At 73.5% G+C, this 17,407-nt stretch carries 14 protein-coding genes and 2 tRNA genes; 6 read left to right on the plus strand and 10 right to left on the minus strand.

The annotated features are described in order from the left end of the window. Nucleotides 1-37: 37 nt before the first annotated feature. The gene (gene glpK, locus ABT023_RS18530; RefSeq protein ID WP_350887023.1) at nt 38-1,522 is read left to right on the plus strand and encodes a glycerol kinase GlpK; all 1,485 of its coding nucleotides are present in this window, start codon (nt 38-40) and stop codon (nt 1,520-1,522) included. A gap of 84 nt (nt 1,523-1,606) precedes the next feature. On the opposite strand, the gene ABT023_RS18535 is transcribed toward glpK, so the two are convergent. The 3 genes from ABT023_RS18535 to ABT023_RS18545 all read right to left on the minus strand — a co-directional run bounded on the left by ABT023_RS18535 (nt 1,607) and on the right by ABT023_RS18545 (nt 4,281). After that, nucleotides 1,607-2,734, minus strand: a complete 1,128-nt coding sequence (locus ABT023_RS18535) for a hypothetical protein (protein WP_350887026.1) — start codon at nt 2,732-2,734, stop codon at nt 1,607-1,609. Beyond that, on the minus strand, nt 2,731-3,228 hold the full coding sequence (locus tag ABT023_RS18540) for a SigE family RNA polymerase sigma factor (RefSeq protein ID WP_350887029.1): 498 nt from the start codon (nt 3,226-3,228) through the stop codon (nt 2,731-2,733). The genes ABT023_RS18535 and ABT023_RS18540 overlap by 4 nt, the downstream gene beginning before the upstream one ends. Before the next feature lie 219 nt (nt 3,229-3,447). After that, nucleotides 3,448-4,281, minus strand: a complete 834-nt coding sequence (locus tag ABT023_RS18545; protein WP_350887031.1) for a phosphoribosylaminoimidazolesuccinocarboxamide synthase — start codon at nt 4,279-4,281, stop codon at nt 3,448-3,450. 238 nt (nt 4,282-4,519) lie between these two features. On the opposite strand from ABT023_RS18545, the gene ABT023_RS18550 reads away from it, so the two are divergent. Further along, nucleotides 4,520-5,848 (plus strand): ABC transporter substrate-binding protein, encoded by a 1,329-nt coding sequence (locus ABT023_RS18550; RefSeq protein ID WP_350887034.1) that lies wholly within the window; start codon nt 4,520-4,522, stop codon nt 5,846-5,848. Nucleotides 5,849-5,904: 56 nt separating this feature from the next. Here the strand turns inward: ABT023_RS18550 and ABT023_RS18555 are convergent, their stop codons facing one another. The 5 genes from ABT023_RS18555 to ABT023_RS18575 all read right to left on the minus strand — a co-directional run bounded on the left by ABT023_RS18555 (nt 5,905) and on the right by ABT023_RS18575 (nt 10,963). Beyond that, nucleotides 5,905-6,150, minus strand: coding sequence for a hypothetical protein (locus tag ABT023_RS18555; RefSeq protein WP_350887036.1), 246 nt, complete (start codon nt 6,148-6,150; stop codon nt 5,905-5,907). Nucleotides 6,151-6,374: 224 nt separating this feature from the next. Next, nucleotides 6,375-6,448: transfer RNA gene (locus tag ABT023_RS18560), tRNA-Met, on the minus strand. A 281-nt stretch (nt 6,449-6,729) separates the two neighbouring features. Beyond that, nucleotides 6,730-6,803: transfer RNA gene (locus ABT023_RS18565), tRNA-Met, on the minus strand. 71 nt (nt 6,804-6,874) lie between these two features. Then, a complete protein-coding gene (locus ABT023_RS18570; RefSeq protein WP_350887039.1) occupies nt 6,875-9,838 on the minus strand; it encodes a UPF0182 family membrane protein in 2,964 nt (987 codons plus the stop codon). 111 nt (nt 9,839-9,949) lie between these two features. Then, nucleotides 9,950-10,963: a YlbL family protein gene (locus ABT023_RS18575; protein ID WP_350887041.1), complete on the minus strand. Its 1,014-nt coding sequence runs from the start codon at nt 10,961-10,963 to the stop codon at nt 9,950-9,952. A 182-nt stretch (nt 10,964-11,145) separates the two neighbouring features. Between ABT023_RS18575 and ABT023_RS18580 the strand changes: the two genes are divergently transcribed. Further along, nucleotides 11,146-12,378 (plus strand): zinc-dependent metalloprotease, encoded by a 1,233-nt coding sequence (locus ABT023_RS18580; protein ID WP_350887044.1) that lies wholly within the window; start codon nt 11,146-11,148, stop codon nt 12,376-12,378. Between the two features lie 140 nt (nt 12,379-12,518). On the opposite strand, the gene ABT023_RS18585 is transcribed toward ABT023_RS18580, so the two are convergent. Both ABT023_RS18585 and ABT023_RS18590 read right to left on the minus strand, forming a co-directional pair. Next, nucleotides 12,519-13,118 (minus strand): hypothetical protein, encoded by a 600-nt coding sequence (locus tag ABT023_RS18585; protein WP_350887047.1) that lies wholly within the window; start codon nt 13,116-13,118, stop codon nt 12,519-12,521. A gap of 68 nt (nt 13,119-13,186) precedes the next feature. Beyond that, complete coding sequence (locus ABT023_RS18590) at nt 13,187-13,717, minus strand: M48 metallopeptidase family protein (protein WP_350887050.1); 531 nt, start codon at nt 13,715-13,717, stop codon at nt 13,187-13,189. Nucleotides 13,718-14,231: 514 nt separating this feature from the next. Here ABT023_RS18590 and ABT023_RS18595 point away from each other — a divergent pair. The 3 genes from ABT023_RS18595 (at nt 14,232) to ABT023_RS18605 (ending at nt 17,203) form a co-directional block, all read left to right on the plus strand. Beyond that, on the plus strand, nt 14,232-14,399 hold the full coding sequence (locus ABT023_RS18595) for a DUF5679 domain-containing protein (protein ID WP_007464795.1): 168 nt from the start codon (nt 14,232-14,234) through the stop codon (nt 14,397-14,399). 204 nt (nt 14,400-14,603) lie between these two features. Beyond that, nucleotides 14,604-15,656 (plus strand): hypothetical protein, encoded by a 1,053-nt coding sequence (locus ABT023_RS18600; protein ID WP_350887052.1) that lies wholly within the window; start codon nt 14,604-14,606, stop codon nt 15,654-15,656. A 215-nt stretch (nt 15,657-15,871) separates the two neighbouring features. Further along, nucleotides 15,872-17,203: an ABC1 kinase family protein gene (locus tag ABT023_RS18605; protein ID WP_350887055.1), complete on the plus strand. Its 1,332-nt coding sequence runs from the start codon at nt 15,872-15,874 to the stop codon at nt 17,201-17,203. Nucleotides 17,204-17,407: the final 204 nt, after the last annotated feature.

Genomic DNA, 17,407 nt, shown 5'->3' on the forward strand with positions numbered 1-17,407 from the left:
GCCGGCGGACACGCGGCCGGGCGGGTACGGTGCTGCCGTGACCGGAGAGTACGTCGCCGCCATCGACCAGGGCACCACCTCCTCGCGGTGCATCGTGTTCGACCGGGCCGGGGAGATCGTCGCCGTGGCCCAGCGCGAGCACCGGCAGATCTTCCCCCGGCCCGGTTGGGTCGAGCACGACGCCGAGGAGATCTGGGACAACGTCCAGCTCGTGGTGCGGGAGGCGCTGGACGCCGCCGGCACCGGCCCGGAGGGGCTGGCGGCGGTCGGCATCACCAACCAGCGGGAGACCACCGTGGTCTGGGACCGGGCCACCGGCCGCCCGGTCGCGCACGCCGTGGTCTGGCAGGACACCCGCACCGGGCCGCAGCTGCGCGCGCTGGCCGACGCGTACGGCGAGGAGCGGCTGCGCGCCCGCACCGGGCTCACCCTGGCCACCTACTTCGCCGGCCCGAAGCTGCGCTGGCTGCTCGACCACGTCGACGGGCTGCGCGAGCGCGCCGAGCGGGGCGAGGTGCTGTTCGGCACGATGGACAGCTGGCTGATCTGGAAGCTGACCGGCCGGCACGTCACGGACGTGACCAACGCGAGCCGGACCATGCTGATGGACCTGGAGACCCTCGACTGGGACCCGGAACTGCTCGACGCGCTCGGCGTGCCGGCGGCGATGCTGCCGGAGATCCGCTCCTCGGCCGAGGTGTACGGCACCGCCGACGGGCTGCTCGCCGGGGTGCCGGTGGCCAGCGCGCTCGGCGACCAGCAGGCCGCCCTGTTCGGGCAGACCTGCTTCCAGCCGGGCGAGGCGAAGTGCACGTACGGCACCGGCAGCTTCCTGCTGCTGAACACCGGGGCCAGCCCGGTCACCTCGACGCACGGCCTGCTGACCACGGTGGCGTACCGGATCGACGGCCAGCCGGCCGCGTACGCCCTGGAGGGGGCGATCGCGGTCACCGGCTCGCTGGTGCAGTGGCTGCGGGACAACCTCGGGCTGATCGCCACCGCCGCGGAGGTGGAGGACCTGGCCCGCACGGTCGACGACAACGGCGGCTGCTACGTGGTGCCGGCGTTCTCCGGACTGTTCGCCCCGCACTGGCGCAGCGACGCGCGCGGGGTGATCGCCGGGCTGACCGGCTACATCACCAAGGGGCACCTGGCCCGGGCGGTGCTGGAGGCGTCCGCCTGGCAGACCCGCGAGGTGGTCGACGCGATGAACGCCGACTCGGACGTGGCGCTGCGCCGGCTGCGGGTGGACGGCGGGATGACCGCGAACGGCCTGCTGATGCAGTTCCTCGCCGACGTGCTGGACGTGCCGGTGGTCCGCTCCCGGATCACCGAGACCACCTGCCTCGGCGCCGCGTACGCCGCCGGGCTCGCCGTGGGCTTCTGGCCGGACCTGGCCACCCTGCGCGCCCAGTGGCGCTCCGACGCCCAGTGGACCTCCACGATGGGCGCGGAGCACCGCGACCGGGAGCTGCGCCAGTGGCGCAAGGCCGTCCAGCGCACCCTCGACTGGGAAGACTGAGCCATCTCCTGACCGGCTCAGGCTCGGTGCCACGGGTTACGGCGTTCGTACCGCCGAACATCCGGGCGGCCGGGGAGGGTTGGGCTAGTCAGGCAGATCCCGGGACAACTGGTAGCCGGTGTGCACAGGGCCCATGATGCTGGCCAGCAGCGACATGGTCAGCTCCGCCCGGCTCGCCCCGTTGTCCAGCCCGCGCCCCGCGCACCCGCTCCAGGTGACCCGCACCCGGGTCTCCGCGCCCCCGTGGCGCACCAGGAGCAGCGCGTCGTAGTCGACCGGCTCCGGCCGGGGGCAGGAGGAGCCCGTGACGTCCGGATTGCCGCCGGGGCGGGCGGCGTTGAGCCCGGCGGCGAGCGCGGCGGCGTCCGATCCGGTCAGCCGTGCCGAGGCCTGAAGCCGGTCGAGCCTGCTGGGGAACGACGAGCCGTAGGAGCAGATCCCGATCGAGGCCGGGTCGGGCGGCAAGAACGGTGCCTTCACCGCAGATTTCGCGGGCTGCGCCACCGGGCCCGACGGCCCGCCGGTCACGGCGGGCGCGGCGGCGATCGCGGGGCGGCGGGCGGCGCAGCCGGCGTGATCGGTCTCCACCAGCCGGAGGCTGTCCAGGATCCGCCGGGTGGTGGCCTCGTCCCGGGTCCGCACCGTCACCGCGACCTGCCGGGCGGACACGGTGACCGAGCCGGCGTACCGGCCGTCGGGCAGCCGCCCCTCGGTGCGGACGGCCCGCACCCCGTCCACGGTGACCTCGCGCCCCACCAGCCCGTCGCCGCCGGGCTGGTCGACCGGCTGCTCGCCGATGACGGCGACCTCCTTGCCGACGGGCTCGGGGGTCAGGCAGGCGGGCTGCGCGTGCCGTCCCCGGACCACGCTCGGCTCGCCGGTCATCAGGCAGCCGAGGTTGTTCACCGTCCAGGCCGCCGGCACCCGGATCTGCGCGCCGAGGGAGCTTTCCCAGCGCCAGTCGGCGGTCGCGGCCCGGTCCTCGGCGGTCGCGTCGACGGCGGGCGGGCGGTCGGTCAGCACCGACGCGGTCCCCCCGGCGGCGGCGAGCACGGCCAGCACGCCTGCCCCGGCCGCGACGACCCGGACCCGGCGGCGGCGTGCCACCCGGGCACGGACCGCTCCGACCAGGCCCGGCTGCGCGTCCTCCGTCTCGTGCTCTCGGCTGCGGAACGCGTCCCGGACCAACGTCTCCACGTCGTACCGGCTCATGGCAGTGCCTCCCGATCCATCGCGGGCACCACGGCCCGGAGCGTGGCGAGGGCCCGGGCAGCCTGGGAACGCACCGTGCCCGGGGTGCAGCCGAGAACCTCGGCGATCTGCGTGTCGGAGAGATCCTCGTAGTACCGCAGCGCCAGCACCGCCCGCTGGCGGCGGGGCAGCCGGCCCAGCAGCGCCCAGGCGGCGTCCCGGGCGGCGTGCGAACCGGCACCGTCCGGGCCCGCCGGGCCGTCGTCGGGCGCGGCGACCGGGACCTCGCGCGACGAGCGCCGCCGCCACCAGCGCAGGTTCTCGTTGACCAGCACCCGTTTCAGGTACGCCTCGGGCTGGCTCATCCCGGCCACCCGGCCCCACCGGACGTACGCCTTGGCCAGGACGGACTGGACAAGATCCTCGGCCTGGTGCCGGTCACCGGTAAGCATCAGCGCGAACCGCAGCAGCGATCCCCCGCGCGCGGTCACGAAATCCTCGAATGTCGGCTGCATGGCACCTCCACCCCGGGAAAGGCCACGGGACGCCCGAAGTGCTGCATGCGCCGGGGACGAGTCCGGTCTCGCCTCGCAACAAGATCGTCTGTCGTTGAGCGACACATCGCCCGGCGTGTCACGTCGCTGGACGACAAAGGATCAAGGAATCCGGATCACCCGGCCTTGATCAGCTCGACGAAGGAGCACCGGGCGGCGAGACGCGGTTACGGGTCGCCGTCAGGCCCAGGTGTTGCCGGTGAGCTTCTCGTAGACCTCGACGTAGCGGGCCCGGGTCGCCTCGATCACCTCGGCGGGCACCTCGGGGGCCGGCGGCTGCTTGTCCCAGCCGCCGCCGGTGGCCCAGTCCCGGACGTACTGCTTGTCGTAGGAGAACTGCGCCCGGCCCGGCTGGTACGACTCGGCCGGCCAGAACCGGGACGAGTCGGAGGTGAGCACCTCGTCGCCGAGGACCAGCGTGCCGTCCGCCGCCCAGCCCAGCTCGATCTTGGTGTCGGCGACCAGGATGCCCCGCTCGGCGGCGAGCTCGGCACCGCGGCAGTAGACGTCGATGGTGATCTGCCGCAGCCGCCCGGCGGTCTCCGCGCCGACCTTGTCCACCACCTGCTGGTAGGTGATCGGCTCGTCGTGCTCGCCCTTGGGCGCCTTCGTCGACGGGGTGAAGATCGGCTCGGGCAGGATCGACGCCTCGACCAGCCCGCGGGGCAGCTCGACGCCGGAGACCGCGCCGGTGCGCTCGTACTCGGTGAGGCCGCCGCCGGTCAGGTACCCCCGGGCGACGCACTCGACCGGGACCATCTCCAGCCGCCGGCAGCGGATCGCCCGGCCGGCGAACTCCGCCGGCACGTCGGTGGCGGAGACGACGTGGTTCGGCACCAGATCGGCGAGCTGCTCGAACCACCACAGCGACAGCGCGGTCAGCAGCCGGCCCTTGTCCGGTACGGGGGTCGGCAGCACCACGTCGTAGATCGAGATCCGGTCCGAGGCGACCAGGATCAGGTCGTCGCCGTCGGCGTAGACGTCCCGGACCTTGCCCGAGTGCAGAAGTTCCACGCGGCCTAGTACACCACGGCCCTCGAAACGGCCGGGCCGGCCACCCGGGAGGGTCCACCGGCCACGGCCGGCCGGACCGGGATCGGGACGCCGGGAGGAAGGGGCCGACGAGCCGCCCGGCGAGGCCGGTCGATCTTCGGGTCGCCTCGGCCCGATCCCGGCCGGACGGCCGTTGACACCCGCCCGCGCCGGCTGTGTAAATGGTCCGACCGCCCGCCGGACGACCAGGAGAATCCCTGTGCCCACCGCCCGTCCCCCGCTCCCCCACGCCGGCGCCGACCCGGGCCGCCGGCGGCTGCTGGGGGCGCTGTTCGGGGCGCCGCTCGCGGCGACCGGCCTGACCGGGTGCGGCGACGAGGAGGAGACGCCCGTCGATGACGGGCTGATCGAGCTCTCCGTCTTCTGGTACGGCAGCACGAAGCGGGCCGAGCTGACCGAGAAGGCGCTGCGGCTCTACTCCGCGCGCAACCCCCGGATCAGCTTCCGGGTCACCTGGCAGGGCCTCGACGGCTACTACGACCGGCTCGCCACCCAGGCGGCCGGCGGGAACGTGCCCGACCTGATCCAGGTCGACGACACCGTCCTCACCGAGTACGCCCGGCGGGACATCCTGCTCGACCTCGGCGGGTACGTCGCCGACAACCGGCTCGACCTGCGCGGGCTTTCCCCGGGCCTGGTCCGCTACGGCGAGGTCGACGGCCGCACCGTGGGCGTGGCGGCGGCCCAGACCACCGCCGCCGTGGTCTACAACCGCGCCCTGCTGCGCCGGCTGAAGGTCCCGGAGCCCCGCACCGGGATGTCCTGGCAGGAGTACGTCGACTGGGCTGCGCGGGTCACCCGGGCCGCCGACGGCCGGGTGGCCGGCACGATGGACCCGTCCGGGGACCACCGGGCGCTCTGGCTCTGGCTGCGGTCCCGGGGTGGCGAGCTGTACCAGGGCCGGCAGCTCGGCTTCACCGCGGCCGATCTGGTCGACTGGTTCGAGCTGTGGCAGACCGCCCGGACCCGTCGGGCCACCCCGAGCGCCGCCCTGGTCGACCAGGCCGACAGCGGCGAGCCGAACCGCCAGTTGGTGGTGACCGGGCACACGGCCGCCTCGTTCGCGTGGGCCCACCAGTTCCCCGAGCTTCAGCGCTACACCGACGACGAGCTGGCCCTGGCCGCGTTCCCCGGCCCGCCGGGCGCGCAGTGGGCGCGGGCGTCGATGTACTGGGCGGCGTTCCGTGGCACACGGCGACCCGACGTGGTGGCGGAGGTGATCAACTTCCTCACCACCAACATGGAGGCGGGCGTGGCCCTGGGCCAGGAGCGGGGGGTCAACCCGAACCTCGCCAACCGCCGGTACGTCAAGGAGAGCGTCACCGACGCCGGACAGCAGCGGGCCGCCGCCCTCGCCGAGGCTCTCGCCGACGCCCTCGGCCCCGCGCCCAGCCCACCCCCGAAGGGGCACGCCCGGGTGCGGGCCCTGCTCGTCGCCACGGCCGAAGGGGTCCTCTCCGGCCGGTCCGGCATCCGCGCGGCGACGACCCGGTTCATCGCCCAGGCCAACGCCGCGCTGGCCGAGTGACCCGACCCGCCGCGCCGAGCGTGACGGGTCGGCCCCACCCGGTCAGCGCGAACCGGTCAGCGTGGCGGCCGGTTGCGCCGGTTGCGCATCAGCATCAGCACCAGCAGGACGATTCCGCCGACGACGACGAGGCAGCAGAGCAGCCCCAGGAAGCCGCCACCGCCCCGGCGTCGCCTGGCGGCCTCGACCACCAGCTCGCCAGGACCGGTGGACGCCCAGGCCGCGACCGGGACGAAGACCGACAACACGACCGCACCGAGGACCGCGCTCAGCCGGCCCCACCACTTGTTTGACGAAGACATGCCCCCCATCCTCGCCGAGCGGCGCAACAGCGGCACCCGGACGGACCGGATTTCACCGGGAGCTTCCGGACGGACCGCCTCAGGACGAGGGAGACCGGTCGCGAACAGGAACCGGAACCCGGGCGGGACCAGGAAGGCCAACCCGGACAGCGACGCCGGAAGCCGGGCGGCGGAGAATGGAAAAGCAGAAGGGCCCGGAGTAATCTCCGGGCCCTTCTGGCTCGTAGCGGGGACAGGATTTGAACCTGCGACCTCTGGGTTATGAGCCCAGCGAGCTACCGAGCTGCTCCACCCCGCGTCGGCTTCTAAAGCTTAGCGCATCCCCTGGACGGAGATCAGCCGGCCCCTCGGGCCGGCGGACGACCGACCCCGGGGGGCGTCGCGTCACGTCTCCGGGCGCCGGCAGCCCTCCGCATCCGGCACGGTCCGGCAGCCCTCCGCATCCGGCACGGTGCCGAGCATCCGCAAGCCACCGTGCCGGGCATCGCAGGCGCAGGGGCCCGGGACCGAGCGCCGGGGCCCGAACCTACCGGACAACGCGAAAGGCCCCGGAGTAATCTCCGGGGCCTTTCCGACGAGTAGCGGGGACAGGATTTGAACCTGCGACCTCTGGGTTATGAGCCCAGCGAGCTACCGAGCTGCTCCACCCCGCGTCGACTGGTTAACCCTAGCGCACCGCCCGGGCGGACCGCAAAACGGCCCGACCCGGGCGACTCCGCGCAGGTCAGCCGCCCGCCGAGGGCGACGGGGCGGGACTGCCGCTCGGCGTGGCACCCGGCGTCGGCGAGGCCGGCGTGGCCGCCTGCTGCGCCCGCTGGAACGCCGTCATCGCGTCGTCGAGGGCCTTGAGCGCCCGGCCGTACCGCTCGAAGTCACCGGACGTCTGCGCGGCCTTGACCTCGGCGATGGCCGCCTGCACCTTGCCTGCGGCCTCGGCCAGCTCGCCCGTCAGCGGCGGCGCGTTGGTCCCGCCGGGCGGCGGCGTGCCGCCGGACGGCGGGGTGGCACCCTGGGCGGCCTCCTTGCCCTGCTCGACGAGCTGCTTGATGCCGTCGGTGATGTTGTTGGCCAGCACCACGTACGAACCGCCGTCGCCGTACGACAGCAGCACCTTCTGCAGCAGCGGGTACGCGTCCTGCTGGTTGCTCTTCACGTACACCGGCTCGACGTAGAGCATCCCGTTGCCGAACGGCAGCGAGAGCAGGTTGCCGTACTGCACCTGGGCCTGGTTCGAGGAGAGCAGGTTGAGCTGCTGCCGGATGTTGGCGTTGTTGGTCATCTGCTGGTGCACCTGCACCGGGCCGGAGATCCGGGTCTGGTCCGGCAGCTCCAGCACCTCCAGCTGCGGCTTGCCGTCCACGTACGAGCCGGAGATCAGCGCGGCGAGGTTCTGCCGGCCGTTCGGGGTGACCGCCGAGGTGAGCTGGAAGCGCGGCGCGTCCTGGCCGGGGAACTGGGTCCACAGGTAGAACGGCGGCTGCTTCTGCCCGCCGTCCGGGTTGTCCGGCACGTTCGGCACCTGCCAGAAGTCCTGCGCCGAGTAGAAGTCACCCGGGGCGGTGACGTGGAACTTGGTCAGCAGGTTGCGCTGCACCTTGAACAGGTCGGCCGGGTAGCGGAGGTGCTCCCGCAGCTCGGCCGGGATCTTGTCGTTGGGCAGCACCAGGTCCCCGCCGAACGCCTTGTTCCACGCCTTCAGCACCGGGTCGGTCTGGTCGAACTCGTACAGCCGGACCGTGCCGTCGTACGCGTCGACCGTGGCCTTGACCGAGTTGCGGATGTAGTTGACGTTCTCCCGGGCGAGCTGGAACGTGCCCCGTCCGGTCAGCTCGTCGGTCGTCTCGGCCTGGAGGTTCACCCGCTCGGCGTACGGGTAGGTCGCGGCCGTCGTGTAGCCGTCGACGATCCACTGCACCCGGCCACCGACCACCGCCGGGTACGGGTCGCCGTCGACGGTGAGGAACGGCGCGACCTTCTCCACCCGGTCCCGGGGGTTGCGCACGTAGAGCAGCTTCGAGTTGTCGTTGACCGCCTCGGAGAGCAGGAAGTTCGACTCCTGCTGCTTGATCGCGTACAGCAGCCGGCGGGTGAACGAGCCGATCTCGACGCCACCCTCACCGGTGTAGGTGTAGTACTGCTCGCCGCCGGTCTGGGTCGGCCGGTCGAACTCCGCGTTCCGCTCCGGGTTCGCCTGCCCGACGATCGCGTAGTCGTCCGGGCCCATCCGCTCGCCGTAGTAGATGCGCGGCTGGCTGGCCGGGATCTGCTCGACCTGCGAGGAACACGCCTCCTGGGTCTTCTCGCCCAGGAAGCCCGAGACGAAGTACGGCTGACCGCCGCAGACGACCTGGTTGGCCGGCGCGGCGACCAGGCCGTAGCCGTGGGTGTAGACGGTGTGCCGGTTGATCCAGGTGTTCTGCTGGTCGGTCAGCTCGTTGTAGTTGACCTCCCGGACCCCGACCACGTAGTCGGAAGTCTTGCCGGACACGGCGTACCGGTCGATGTCCAGCTTCGGGCCGAAGTCGTAGAAGCCCCGGACCTGCTGGAGCTGGGTGTACGTCTCGGAGACGAGCTGCGGGTCGAGCAGCCGCACGTTCGGCACCACGGAGGTGTCGGTGGCCAGGCTCCCCGGTGGAACGAGGTTGCTCGCCGCGTACGGCGAGGTCTTCGTGTCGGCCAGCCCGAACGCCGACCGGGTGGCCCCGATGGCGCGCTCGATGTACGGGGCCTCCTTGTCCTTGGCGCTCGGCTTGACCTCGAAGGTCTGCACCGCCCAGGGGTAGATACCGCCGATGGCGACCGCGGAGACGCCGAGCAGGGCCAGCGAGATGCCCGGCCAGACCAGGTTCCGCATCACCGCGTTGGAGAACACGATGATCGCGATTGCCACCACGACCGAGATGTAGGCGAGGATCTCCTTGGCCGGCAGCAGGGCGTTGATGTCGGCGTACCCGGCGCCGTAGAGCTTCGCCCCCTCGTTGTAGTCCAGCAGCATGGAGCGCCGGTCCAGCACGTACGCGACGGCCTTGAGCAGGACGAAGACCGCCACGAGCGTGCTCAGGTGGGCCCGCGCGGCGTTGGTCATCCGGTCCCCGACGCCCTGCAGCCGCACGCCGCCGAAGATGTAGTGCACGGCCAGCGCGCCGAGCAGGGCGAGCACGACGGCGGTGAAGCCGACGCCGAGCAGGTAGCGCCAGAACGGCAACTGGAAGACGTAGAACCCGATGTCGATGCCGAACTCGGGGTCCTTGACGCCGAAGTCGCCGCCGTTGCGGAAGAGCAGCCACTGGTTCCACCGGCTCTGCGCCGAGAGCCCGGCGAAGAGCCCGACCACCACGGCGGCCAGACTGATCCACAGGCCGAGCCGCGGGCCGAGCACCATCCGGTACCGCTCCAGGGTGGCCTGCTCCAGCGAGTGCGGGCGCAGCCGTGGCCGCAGCCGGTGGGCCAGCCACAGGTTGCCGCCGACGATCACCGCCATGGCGAGGCCGACGACGAGGAAGAGCAGTACCCGGGTGGTGAGCACGCCGGTGAACACCTGGGTGTAGCGGACCTCGTCGAACCACAGCCAGTCGGTCCAGGCCTGCACCCCCCAGCCCAGCAGGGTGAAGAGCACGAACACCCCGATCAGCACCCCGATCGTGACGCGTCCGCGCCGGCTCATCCTCGGCAGGGGGCTGCTACGCATGACCACTCTTGGCTCCGCACGCTCGATGTGATCGGCTCCGACCAGGCACACAGCGTACGGGGTCTTCCTGAGAGCGGCGGCCCACGGTCACGCCGGGCAGGGTCGGTTCGGTCAGCAGCGGGTCGGCTCGCCGCCCTCGCGCAGCGTCGCCAGGGCCGTCAGCGCGTCGTCGATCGTGCCCACCTTGAGCAGCGGAAGGCCGGGCTGCGGGTTGCGGACCGCCTCGGCGCAGTTGGCCTGCGGCACCAGGAACACCTTGGCCCCGGCCTGCTTCGCGCCGACCAGCTTCTGGGCGATCCCGCCGATCGGGCCGACCCGCCCCTCGTCGTCGATCGTGCCGGTACCGGCGATGATCTTCCCGCCGGTCAGGTCGGCCGGCTCCAGCTTGTCCACGATCCCCAGGGCGAACATCAGGCCGGCGCTGGGACCGCCGATGTCGTTCAGGTCGATGGAGAGGGTGAACGGGTGCGGCTGCTGCTGGTCGATCTCGATCCCGATCCGCGGCCGGCCGTCCTGCTCCCGGCTGGTGACCTGCGCCGTGGCGGCGGCGCCGTCGCGGGTGTAGCCGATGGTCAGCGCGGTGCCCGCCGGCTTGGCCCGGACGAGCTCGGTGAGCCGGCCGGCGCTGGTCACCGGCGTGCCGTCGACCGAGGTGACGACGTCGCCGACCTGCAGCGCCCCGGCCGACGGGCCGCCCGCCGTCACGGTCTTCACCTGCGCCCGGACCGGGTACCCCAGCTTTCGCAGGGCCGCCGTCTCGGCGCTGGTCTGGGAGTTACGGAAGTCCTTCTCGTTGCGCTGCTCCACCTCCTGCCGGCTCTCCCCCGGCGGGTAGACCAGCTCGCGCGGCACCACGGCCTCGTCGGAGGAGAACCAGCCGGACAGCGCCGAGCGCAGCCGGACGGTGGGCTGCACGCCGACCGTGGTCAGCCGGAGCTGGCCGGCGGAGGTGGACGTCGCCCGCCCGGACACCTGGATGACCTCCTTGCCGTCCGAGGTGCCCAGCGTGTTCACCGTGGGCCCGGGACCGAGCACCACGTACGGGATGGGCGCGTTGAGCACACCGAAGCTCAGCAGGGTGGTCAGCAGGGCACCCAGGAGGACGGTCACGCCGCGACGTCTCATGGCGCAGAGCGTACCGACCGGTCCGGCGAGGGCCCGGACGGTGACGACGACTTCGCCCTCAGCGCAACGCCGGTGGCGGCTACCTGGGGCGCAGCCCGCGTACCGTAGACGTCGTGCCTGATATTCCGTTCGGTTTCGCGCTCCCGGGTGGGCAACCACCAGATCCCAACGATCCCGCGCAGATGCAGCAGTTCATGTCGCAGCTGCAGCACCTGCTCTCCGCGCCGGGCAGCGGGCCGGTCAACTGGGACCTGGCCCGGCAGGTGGCCGCCAGCCAGCTCGCCGCGGCGGGCGATCCGGCGGTCTCGCCGCACGAGCGGCACTCGGTCGAGGAGGCGCTGCGCCTCGCCGACCTCTGGCTCGAGCCGGTCACCGCCTGGCCGACGGGCATCCGCACCTCGCTGGCGTGGAACCGCAACGAGTGGATCTACAAGACCCTGGACGTCTGGCGCAAGCTCTGCGACCCGGTGGCCAGCCGGATGGTCGGCGCGATGGGTGACCTGGTGCCGCCGGAGGCGCGGGCCCAGCTCGGCCCGATGCAGTCGATGATGGCCACCCTCGGCGGCGCGCTGTTCGGCGGCCAGCTCGGGCAGGCCCTCGGCTCGCTCGCCGCGGAGGTGCTCTCCGCCGGCGACATCGGGCTCCCGCTCGGCCCGGCCGGCACCGCCGCGCTGATCCCGGCCAACATCCGGGCGTACGGAGAGGGCCTGGAGCTGCCCGAGGACGAGGTGCGCCTCTACGTCGCCCTGCGCGAGGCGGCCCACCAGCGGCTCTTCGAGCACGTGCCGTGGCTGCGCGGGCACGTGTTCAACGCCGTCGAGACGTACGCGTCGGGCATCCGGGTCAACCGGGAGGCGATCGAGGAGGCCATGGGGCGGGTCGACCCGACCGACCCGGAATCCATGCAGGCGATCGCCCTGGAGGGCATCTTCACCCCGGAGGACACTCCGGCGCAGAAGGCGTCGCTGGCCCGGCTGGAGACCGCGCTCGCCCTGGTGGAGGGCTGGGTCTGCCACGTGGTCGACAACGCCGCCGGCGAGCGGCTGCCCAACGTCGTCCGCCTCGGCGAGGCGTTCCGGCGGCGGCGGGCGGCCGGAGGGCCGGCCGAGCAGACGTTCGCGGCGCTGGTCGGGCTGGAGCTGCGCCCGCGCCGGCTTCGCGAGGCGGCGGCCCTGTGGGCGGCGCTGACCGAGCACCGGGGCATCTCCGGCCGGGACGCCGTCTGGGGCCACCCGGACCTGCTCCCCTCCGACGACGACTTCGCCGACCCGGCGGCGTTCGCCACGGCCCGGCTCGACCTCGACGACGAGTTGGCCAACTTCGACTTCAGCGCGCCGGGCGGCCCGGAGGAGCAGGCCCCGGGCTCCCCCCGTCCGCGCCCCGAGGGCACCGGGGACGACGCCGAGGAGTCCTGACCCCGTTCTCCCGAGCGCACCCGAGGGCCGTCGGCGCACCGCGCCGGCGGCCCTCGCGCGTCAGCGGCGGCCCTCGCGCGTCAGCGGCGGCCCTCGCGCGTCAGCGGCGGCCCTCGTCCGTCAGCGGCGGCCCTCGTCCGTCAGCGGCGGCCGGAGAGCAGGGCGCGGGTCGTCTCCCAGCCCTCGACGGCGGGGTCGAGGGTGGCCAGGTCGGCTGGGCCGCGCAGCCGCCGCCAGGCGGCGGTGACAGCCACGTCCCCGGGGCGCGGGGCGTTGCGCCGCACGTCCGCCGGGAGCGCGGTGTCCAGGTCGACCTCCGGCAGCCATCCCGGCACGGGCAGCCGGGACGCGACGCCGAGCAGGCCGGGGCCGGCCCCCTCGGCGGGGGCCACCGCCACCGACCGGGTGGTCAGCGGGCGGAGCAGCTTGCCGACGGTCAGGCCGGGCAGGTCCGGGGCGTCGGCGGCAACGACGGCCGCCTGGTCGTAACCGGTCAGCGCGGCGAGGACGGCGGTGACGGTGGCCTCGGGCACCTCGTACACGGCCATCCCCGGCCAGACGACGGCCTCGGCCAGCGACCTGTCCTGCGGGGTGGCCGCGATCGCCGTCTCCACCTCCTGGAGCGTGGCGAGCAGGTCCACCACGTCCTCGGCGAGCGCGGCCCGCCAAGCCACCGGGTCGATCCCCGGCGGCGCCCATGCCACCGGTCCGAGCAACGCCACCACCACACGTCGGGCCACGCCCCGACCCTAGGCCGTCGGCCACACCACCGCGCGCCCGGTGCCGGTGCCGTGGCCCACCGAACCGGTCAGTCGGTCAGCGGGCCGCCGGAGGCGGCGGCGACGCCCTCCAGGTACCCACGGGCCCGCTCGGCCTTGGGACAGCGCCCCACCAGCGCCCAGAACCGGGCGTTGTGGCTGGGCACGATGAGGTGGGCCAACTCGTGCAGCAGGACGTAGTCGATCACCCAGTCGGGCATGTCCTGGATCCGGTGCGAGAGGCGGATGGTCCGGTCGGCCGGGGTGCAGGAGCCCCAGCGGCCGTTCTGGTTGGTCACCCAGCGGACGCTCGACGGCACCGCCCGGTCGCCGTACTCGGCGAGGTAGAGGCTGCGCAACCGGGCGGCGCGGCCGAGGAGCTCGTCGTCGGAGCGGGCGAGGCGCCCTTCCCGGGCCTCCAGCCGGGCCAGCATCCGGTCGACCCACTCGGTCTCCTCGGCCCGGGAGAACTGGTCGGGGATGAGCACCACGACCCGTTCACCGTCGCGGTAGGCGGACACCGTGCGTCGCCGGCGCTGGCTGCGCCGTACTTCGACGACCGGCTTCCGCACCCCTGCCATCAGTGGGCCGCGCAGCCTCGTTTTGCTGTCACGAAGGAAAGCTAATGGGTACTGACCAGGGGTCCGCAAGAGTCAACACCACGACACGCGCCCGGAAAGTCATGGTTGGTGGTCGGAAGTCCCGAAAAAAAACCTTGCAGACCGTCACGAAGACGCTCCGTCACGGTCGAGGGGACCGTGCCGGGCGGCCCGAGGGCTCGATCCCCACCGTAGGTGATCACCGTCCCGACCGCCTCCCCAGGGCCCCCTCCTGGGGCATCTGGGTGCTTTCACCCGGCGTGTCCCCGCCAAACTGACTTATCCGACCTAATTCGGCATGCACACTCTCGACGTCGACTTGCTCACAGTGTCGAAGCACAGCTGACATGGAACCGCCCGTACCTGGGTAGGGTCCGCGGACCAGCGGTCACGAGGGTGGCCGCGGAGAAAGACCCAGCGTCGGCGCCCCGCGTGGCCCGCCGCCGGGCAACCGCCGGAGCCAGATCGACCGGCGGACGAGACGAGGAGGGCACCCGTGGCCGACCAGGCCCAGACCTACAACGGTTACTGCGTCAAGTGCAAGGAGAAGCGGGATTTCGAGGGGCACGTCGAGGTCTCGAAGACCGGGATGAACATGGCCAAGGGCAAGTGTCCGGTATGCGGCACAACAGTGAACCGCATCCTGGGCAAGGCCAAGGTCTGACCCGTACGGGTCCGGTGCGGGGGAGGACGGCTGCGGCCACCCTCCCCCGCACCGTTTCGGTGCCCGTCCGGTGTCGGCTGGCCGACACGGTTACCGACCGGTTGTGGATAACTCGACTTTTTCTGTGGAGAACCCAGGGCAGGGCGGGGCGCACCTGTGGACAACGATCGACGGACAGCGGTGACTCGGTAACGATTCGTCATCATGAGCCCTCCCGCGCTGCCCCGGCCCGTTCTGCTTCCCGGCCTGACCCGCCTGTGGCGGGACCGGCACACCCTCCAGCTCGGGCTGGGATCGAGCCGTGCCGTCCTCGTCGAGGTGGCCAACCCCCGCGCCGTTCGGGTGCTCGACCTGCTCGACGGCTCCCGCAGCGAACGGCTCGTCCTGGCGCACGCCGCCGACGCCGACGTGCGGCAGGACGAGGCGCGCGGGCTGCTCGACGCGCTGCGTGACGCCGGGCTGGTCGTACCCGCGCACACGCTGCTCCCCCGCGACCTCGCCGGCCCGGCGCGGCACCGCCTCGCCGCGGAGGCCGGGGCGCTGGCCCTGGCCGCGCCGGACCTGCCCGGCACGCCGGCCCAGGTGCTGCGGCGACGCCGGGCCGCGCGGGTGCTGGTGACCGGCGGTGGCCGGCTCGGCGCTCCCGTCGCCGTCGCGCTCGCGCAGGCCGGGGTGGGACACGTCCACGCGAACCTCGCCGGGTCGGTGCGCCCGGCCGACCTGGTCGGCACCGGGCTGGCCGCCACCGACCTGGGGCACCCGCTCGCCCCGGCGGTACGCGCCGCGGTGGACCGGGCCGCCCCCGGCACCGCCACCCGCCCGCTGCCCCGTAACCGGCCCGACCTCGTGCTCCAGCTCGGCATCGACCGACCGGCAGCCCTGCTCGCGGCCGGGTTCGCCCAGCGTCGCCAGCCGCATCTGCTGCTCACCCTGCGCGAGGGGGTGCCGACGATCGGCCCGCTCGTCCGTCCGCCCGTCGGGCCCTGTCTGCGCTGCGTCGACCTGTACCGCACCGAGCGGGACCCGGGCTGGCCGGCGCTCGCGGCCCAGCTCGCCGCCGACGCCTCGGACCAGTCCTGCGGCACGGCCACCCTGCTCGCCGCAGTCGGGTACGCCGTCGCCGAGGCGCTGGCCCACCTCGACGGCGGCACGCCGGAGACCCTGGGCTGCGCCGTGGAGGTGACCGGCCCCGGCCGGCTGCGCCGGCGCACCTGGCCGCCCCACCCGTCCTGCCGCTGTGCCGGACGGGGCCGCTGACCGGCCGCGACGGCTCCCTCGGGGTCGGCGGGCGGGGTCGGGGGGACCGGCCGGCGGCCCGGCACGACCGCCGGGCAGGGGCCGCCGGGCAGGGGCCGCCGGGCAGGGGCCTGGGTCGGAGGCGGGCAGGCCCGGCGGGCACCGATCCGGGGGTCGGGCGGCCCGGCCCGGCCACGGAGCAGCCGCGAGGCCGCCGAGTCGGTAACAATGGCCGAGTGACCGACATCCCGCGCCGGGCCGTGTCCCGGACCGCCAAGCTCGCCGCTCTGCCGCTCGGCTTCGCCGGCCGGACCGTCCTCGGCATGGGTAAGCGGGTCACCGGGCTGGCCTCCGACGTGATTTCCGCCGAGATCCAGCAACGCACGGCCGAGCAGCTGTTCAGCGTCCTCGGGCAGCTCAAGGGCGGGGCGATGAAGTTCGGCCAGGCGCTGTCGGTGTTCGAGGCGGCCCTGCCCGAGGAGGTCGCCGCCCCCTACCGGCAGGCCCTCACCAAGCTCCAGGAGGCGGCGCCGCCGCTGCCCGCGGCCACGGTGCACAAGGTGCTCGCCGAGCAGCTCGGTCCGGCCTGGCGGGAGCGCTTCGACAGGTTCGACGACACCCCGGCCGCCGCGGCCAGCATCGGGCAGGTGCACCGGGCCGTGTGGCGGGACCCGGACGGTGGGGCGTCCCGCGATGCGGCCGTCAAGATCCAGTACCCGGGGGCCGGCGACGCGCTGCTCACCGACCTCAAGCAGCTCTCCCGCCTCGGCGGGATGTTCCGGGCGATCCAGCCGGGGCTGGACGTCAAGCCGCTGCTGGTCGAGCTGCGCGAGCGGATCACCGAGGAACTGGACTACGAGTTGGAGGCCGAGTCGCAGCGCGCCTTCGCCGCCGCGTACGCGGACGACAGCGAGATCTTCATCCCGGCGGTGCTCGCGGCCACCCCTCGGGTTCTGGTCACCGAGTGGATCGAGGGTACCCCGCTGGCCGAGATCATCCGGGCGGGCACGGAGGCGCAACGCGACGAGGCCGGCCGGCTGATGGCCATCCTGCACCTGTCCGCGCCGGCTCGGGCCGGCCTGCTGCACGCCGACCCGCACCCGGGCAACTTCCGGCTGCTGCCGGACGGCCGGCTCGGCGTGATCGACTTCGGGGCGGTGGCCCGGATGCCGGAAGGCACGCCCGAGCCGATCGGCCGGCTCGCCGGGCTGGCCCTGCGCGGCGAGGCCGACGGCGTGGTCGAGGGGCTGCGCGAGGAGGGCTTCGTCAGCCCCACCGAGCCGATCGACGCCCAGGCCGTACTGGACTTCATCCGGCCCATGCTGGCCCCGGTCGCGGAGGAGGAGTTCCGGTTCACCCGGGCCTGGCTGCGGGCCGAGGCGACCAGGCTGGCCAGCCCTCGCTCACCGGCGTACCAACTCAGCCGGCAGCTCAACCTGCCCCCGTCGTACCTGCTGATCCACCGGGTGACGCTCGGCTCGATCGGCGTGCTCTGTCAGCTCGAGGCCAAGGCGCCGTACCGGTCGATCCTGGAACGCTGGCTGCCGGGCTTCGCCCCGGTGGCCTGAACCGCCGCCCGAACGAACGGCCGGAACCTGCGGCGCGAACCGCGGGCCGGAATCCGCAGGCCGACCGGCCGACGACGCAGGGGCGGGGGGGGCGGGGGGGGGGCCCCCCCCCCCCCCGCGGGGGGGGGGGGGGGGGGGGGCCCGCTGGCGGTGGCCCGAGCGGAGGGGGGCAGGTAAGCACAGGAGTGGGGGGGTTCTTTTGTG

This window comes from Micromonospora sp. NPDC002296 (assembly GCF_040296145.1).
Taxonomy (GTDB): Bacteria; Actinomycetota; Actinomycetes; order Mycobacteriales; family Micromonosporaceae; genus Micromonospora.

Bases quoted from the DNA above. Each gene is read 5' to 3' on its own strand.
- ABT023_RS18535 (WP_350887026.1), bottom strand. From the start codon at position 2,734: ATGAGCCGGTACGACGTGGAGACGTTGGTCCGGGACGCGTTCCGCAGC.
- ABT023_RS18540 (WP_350887029.1), bottom strand. From the start codon at position 3,228: ATGCAGCCGACATTCGAGGATTTCGTGACCGCGCGCGGGGGATCGCTG.
- ABT023_RS18555 (WP_350887036.1), bottom strand. From the start codon at position 6,150: ATGTCTTCGTCAAACAAGTGGTGGGGCCGGCTGAGCGCGGTCCTCGGT.
- ABT023_RS18570 (WP_350887039.1), bottom strand. From the start codon at position 9,838: ATGCGTAGCAGCCCCCTGCCGAGGATGAGCCGGCGCGGACGCGTCACG.
- ABT023_RS18575 (WP_350887041.1), bottom strand. From the start codon at position 10,963: ATGAGACGTCGCGGCGTGACCGTCCTCCTGGGTGCCCTGCTGACCACC.
- ABT023_RS18580 (WP_350887044.1), top strand. From the start codon at position 11,146: ATGCAGCAGTTCATGTCGCAGCTGCAGCACCTGCTCTCCGCGCCGGGC.
- ABT023_RS18590 (WP_350887050.1), bottom strand. From the start codon at position 13,717: ATGGCAGGGGTGCGGAAGCCGGTCGTCGAAGTACGGCGCAGCCAGCGC.
- ABT023_RS18600 (WP_350887052.1), top strand. From the start codon at position 14,604: ATGAGCCCTCCCGCGCTGCCCCGGCCCGTTCTGCTTCCCGGCCTGACC.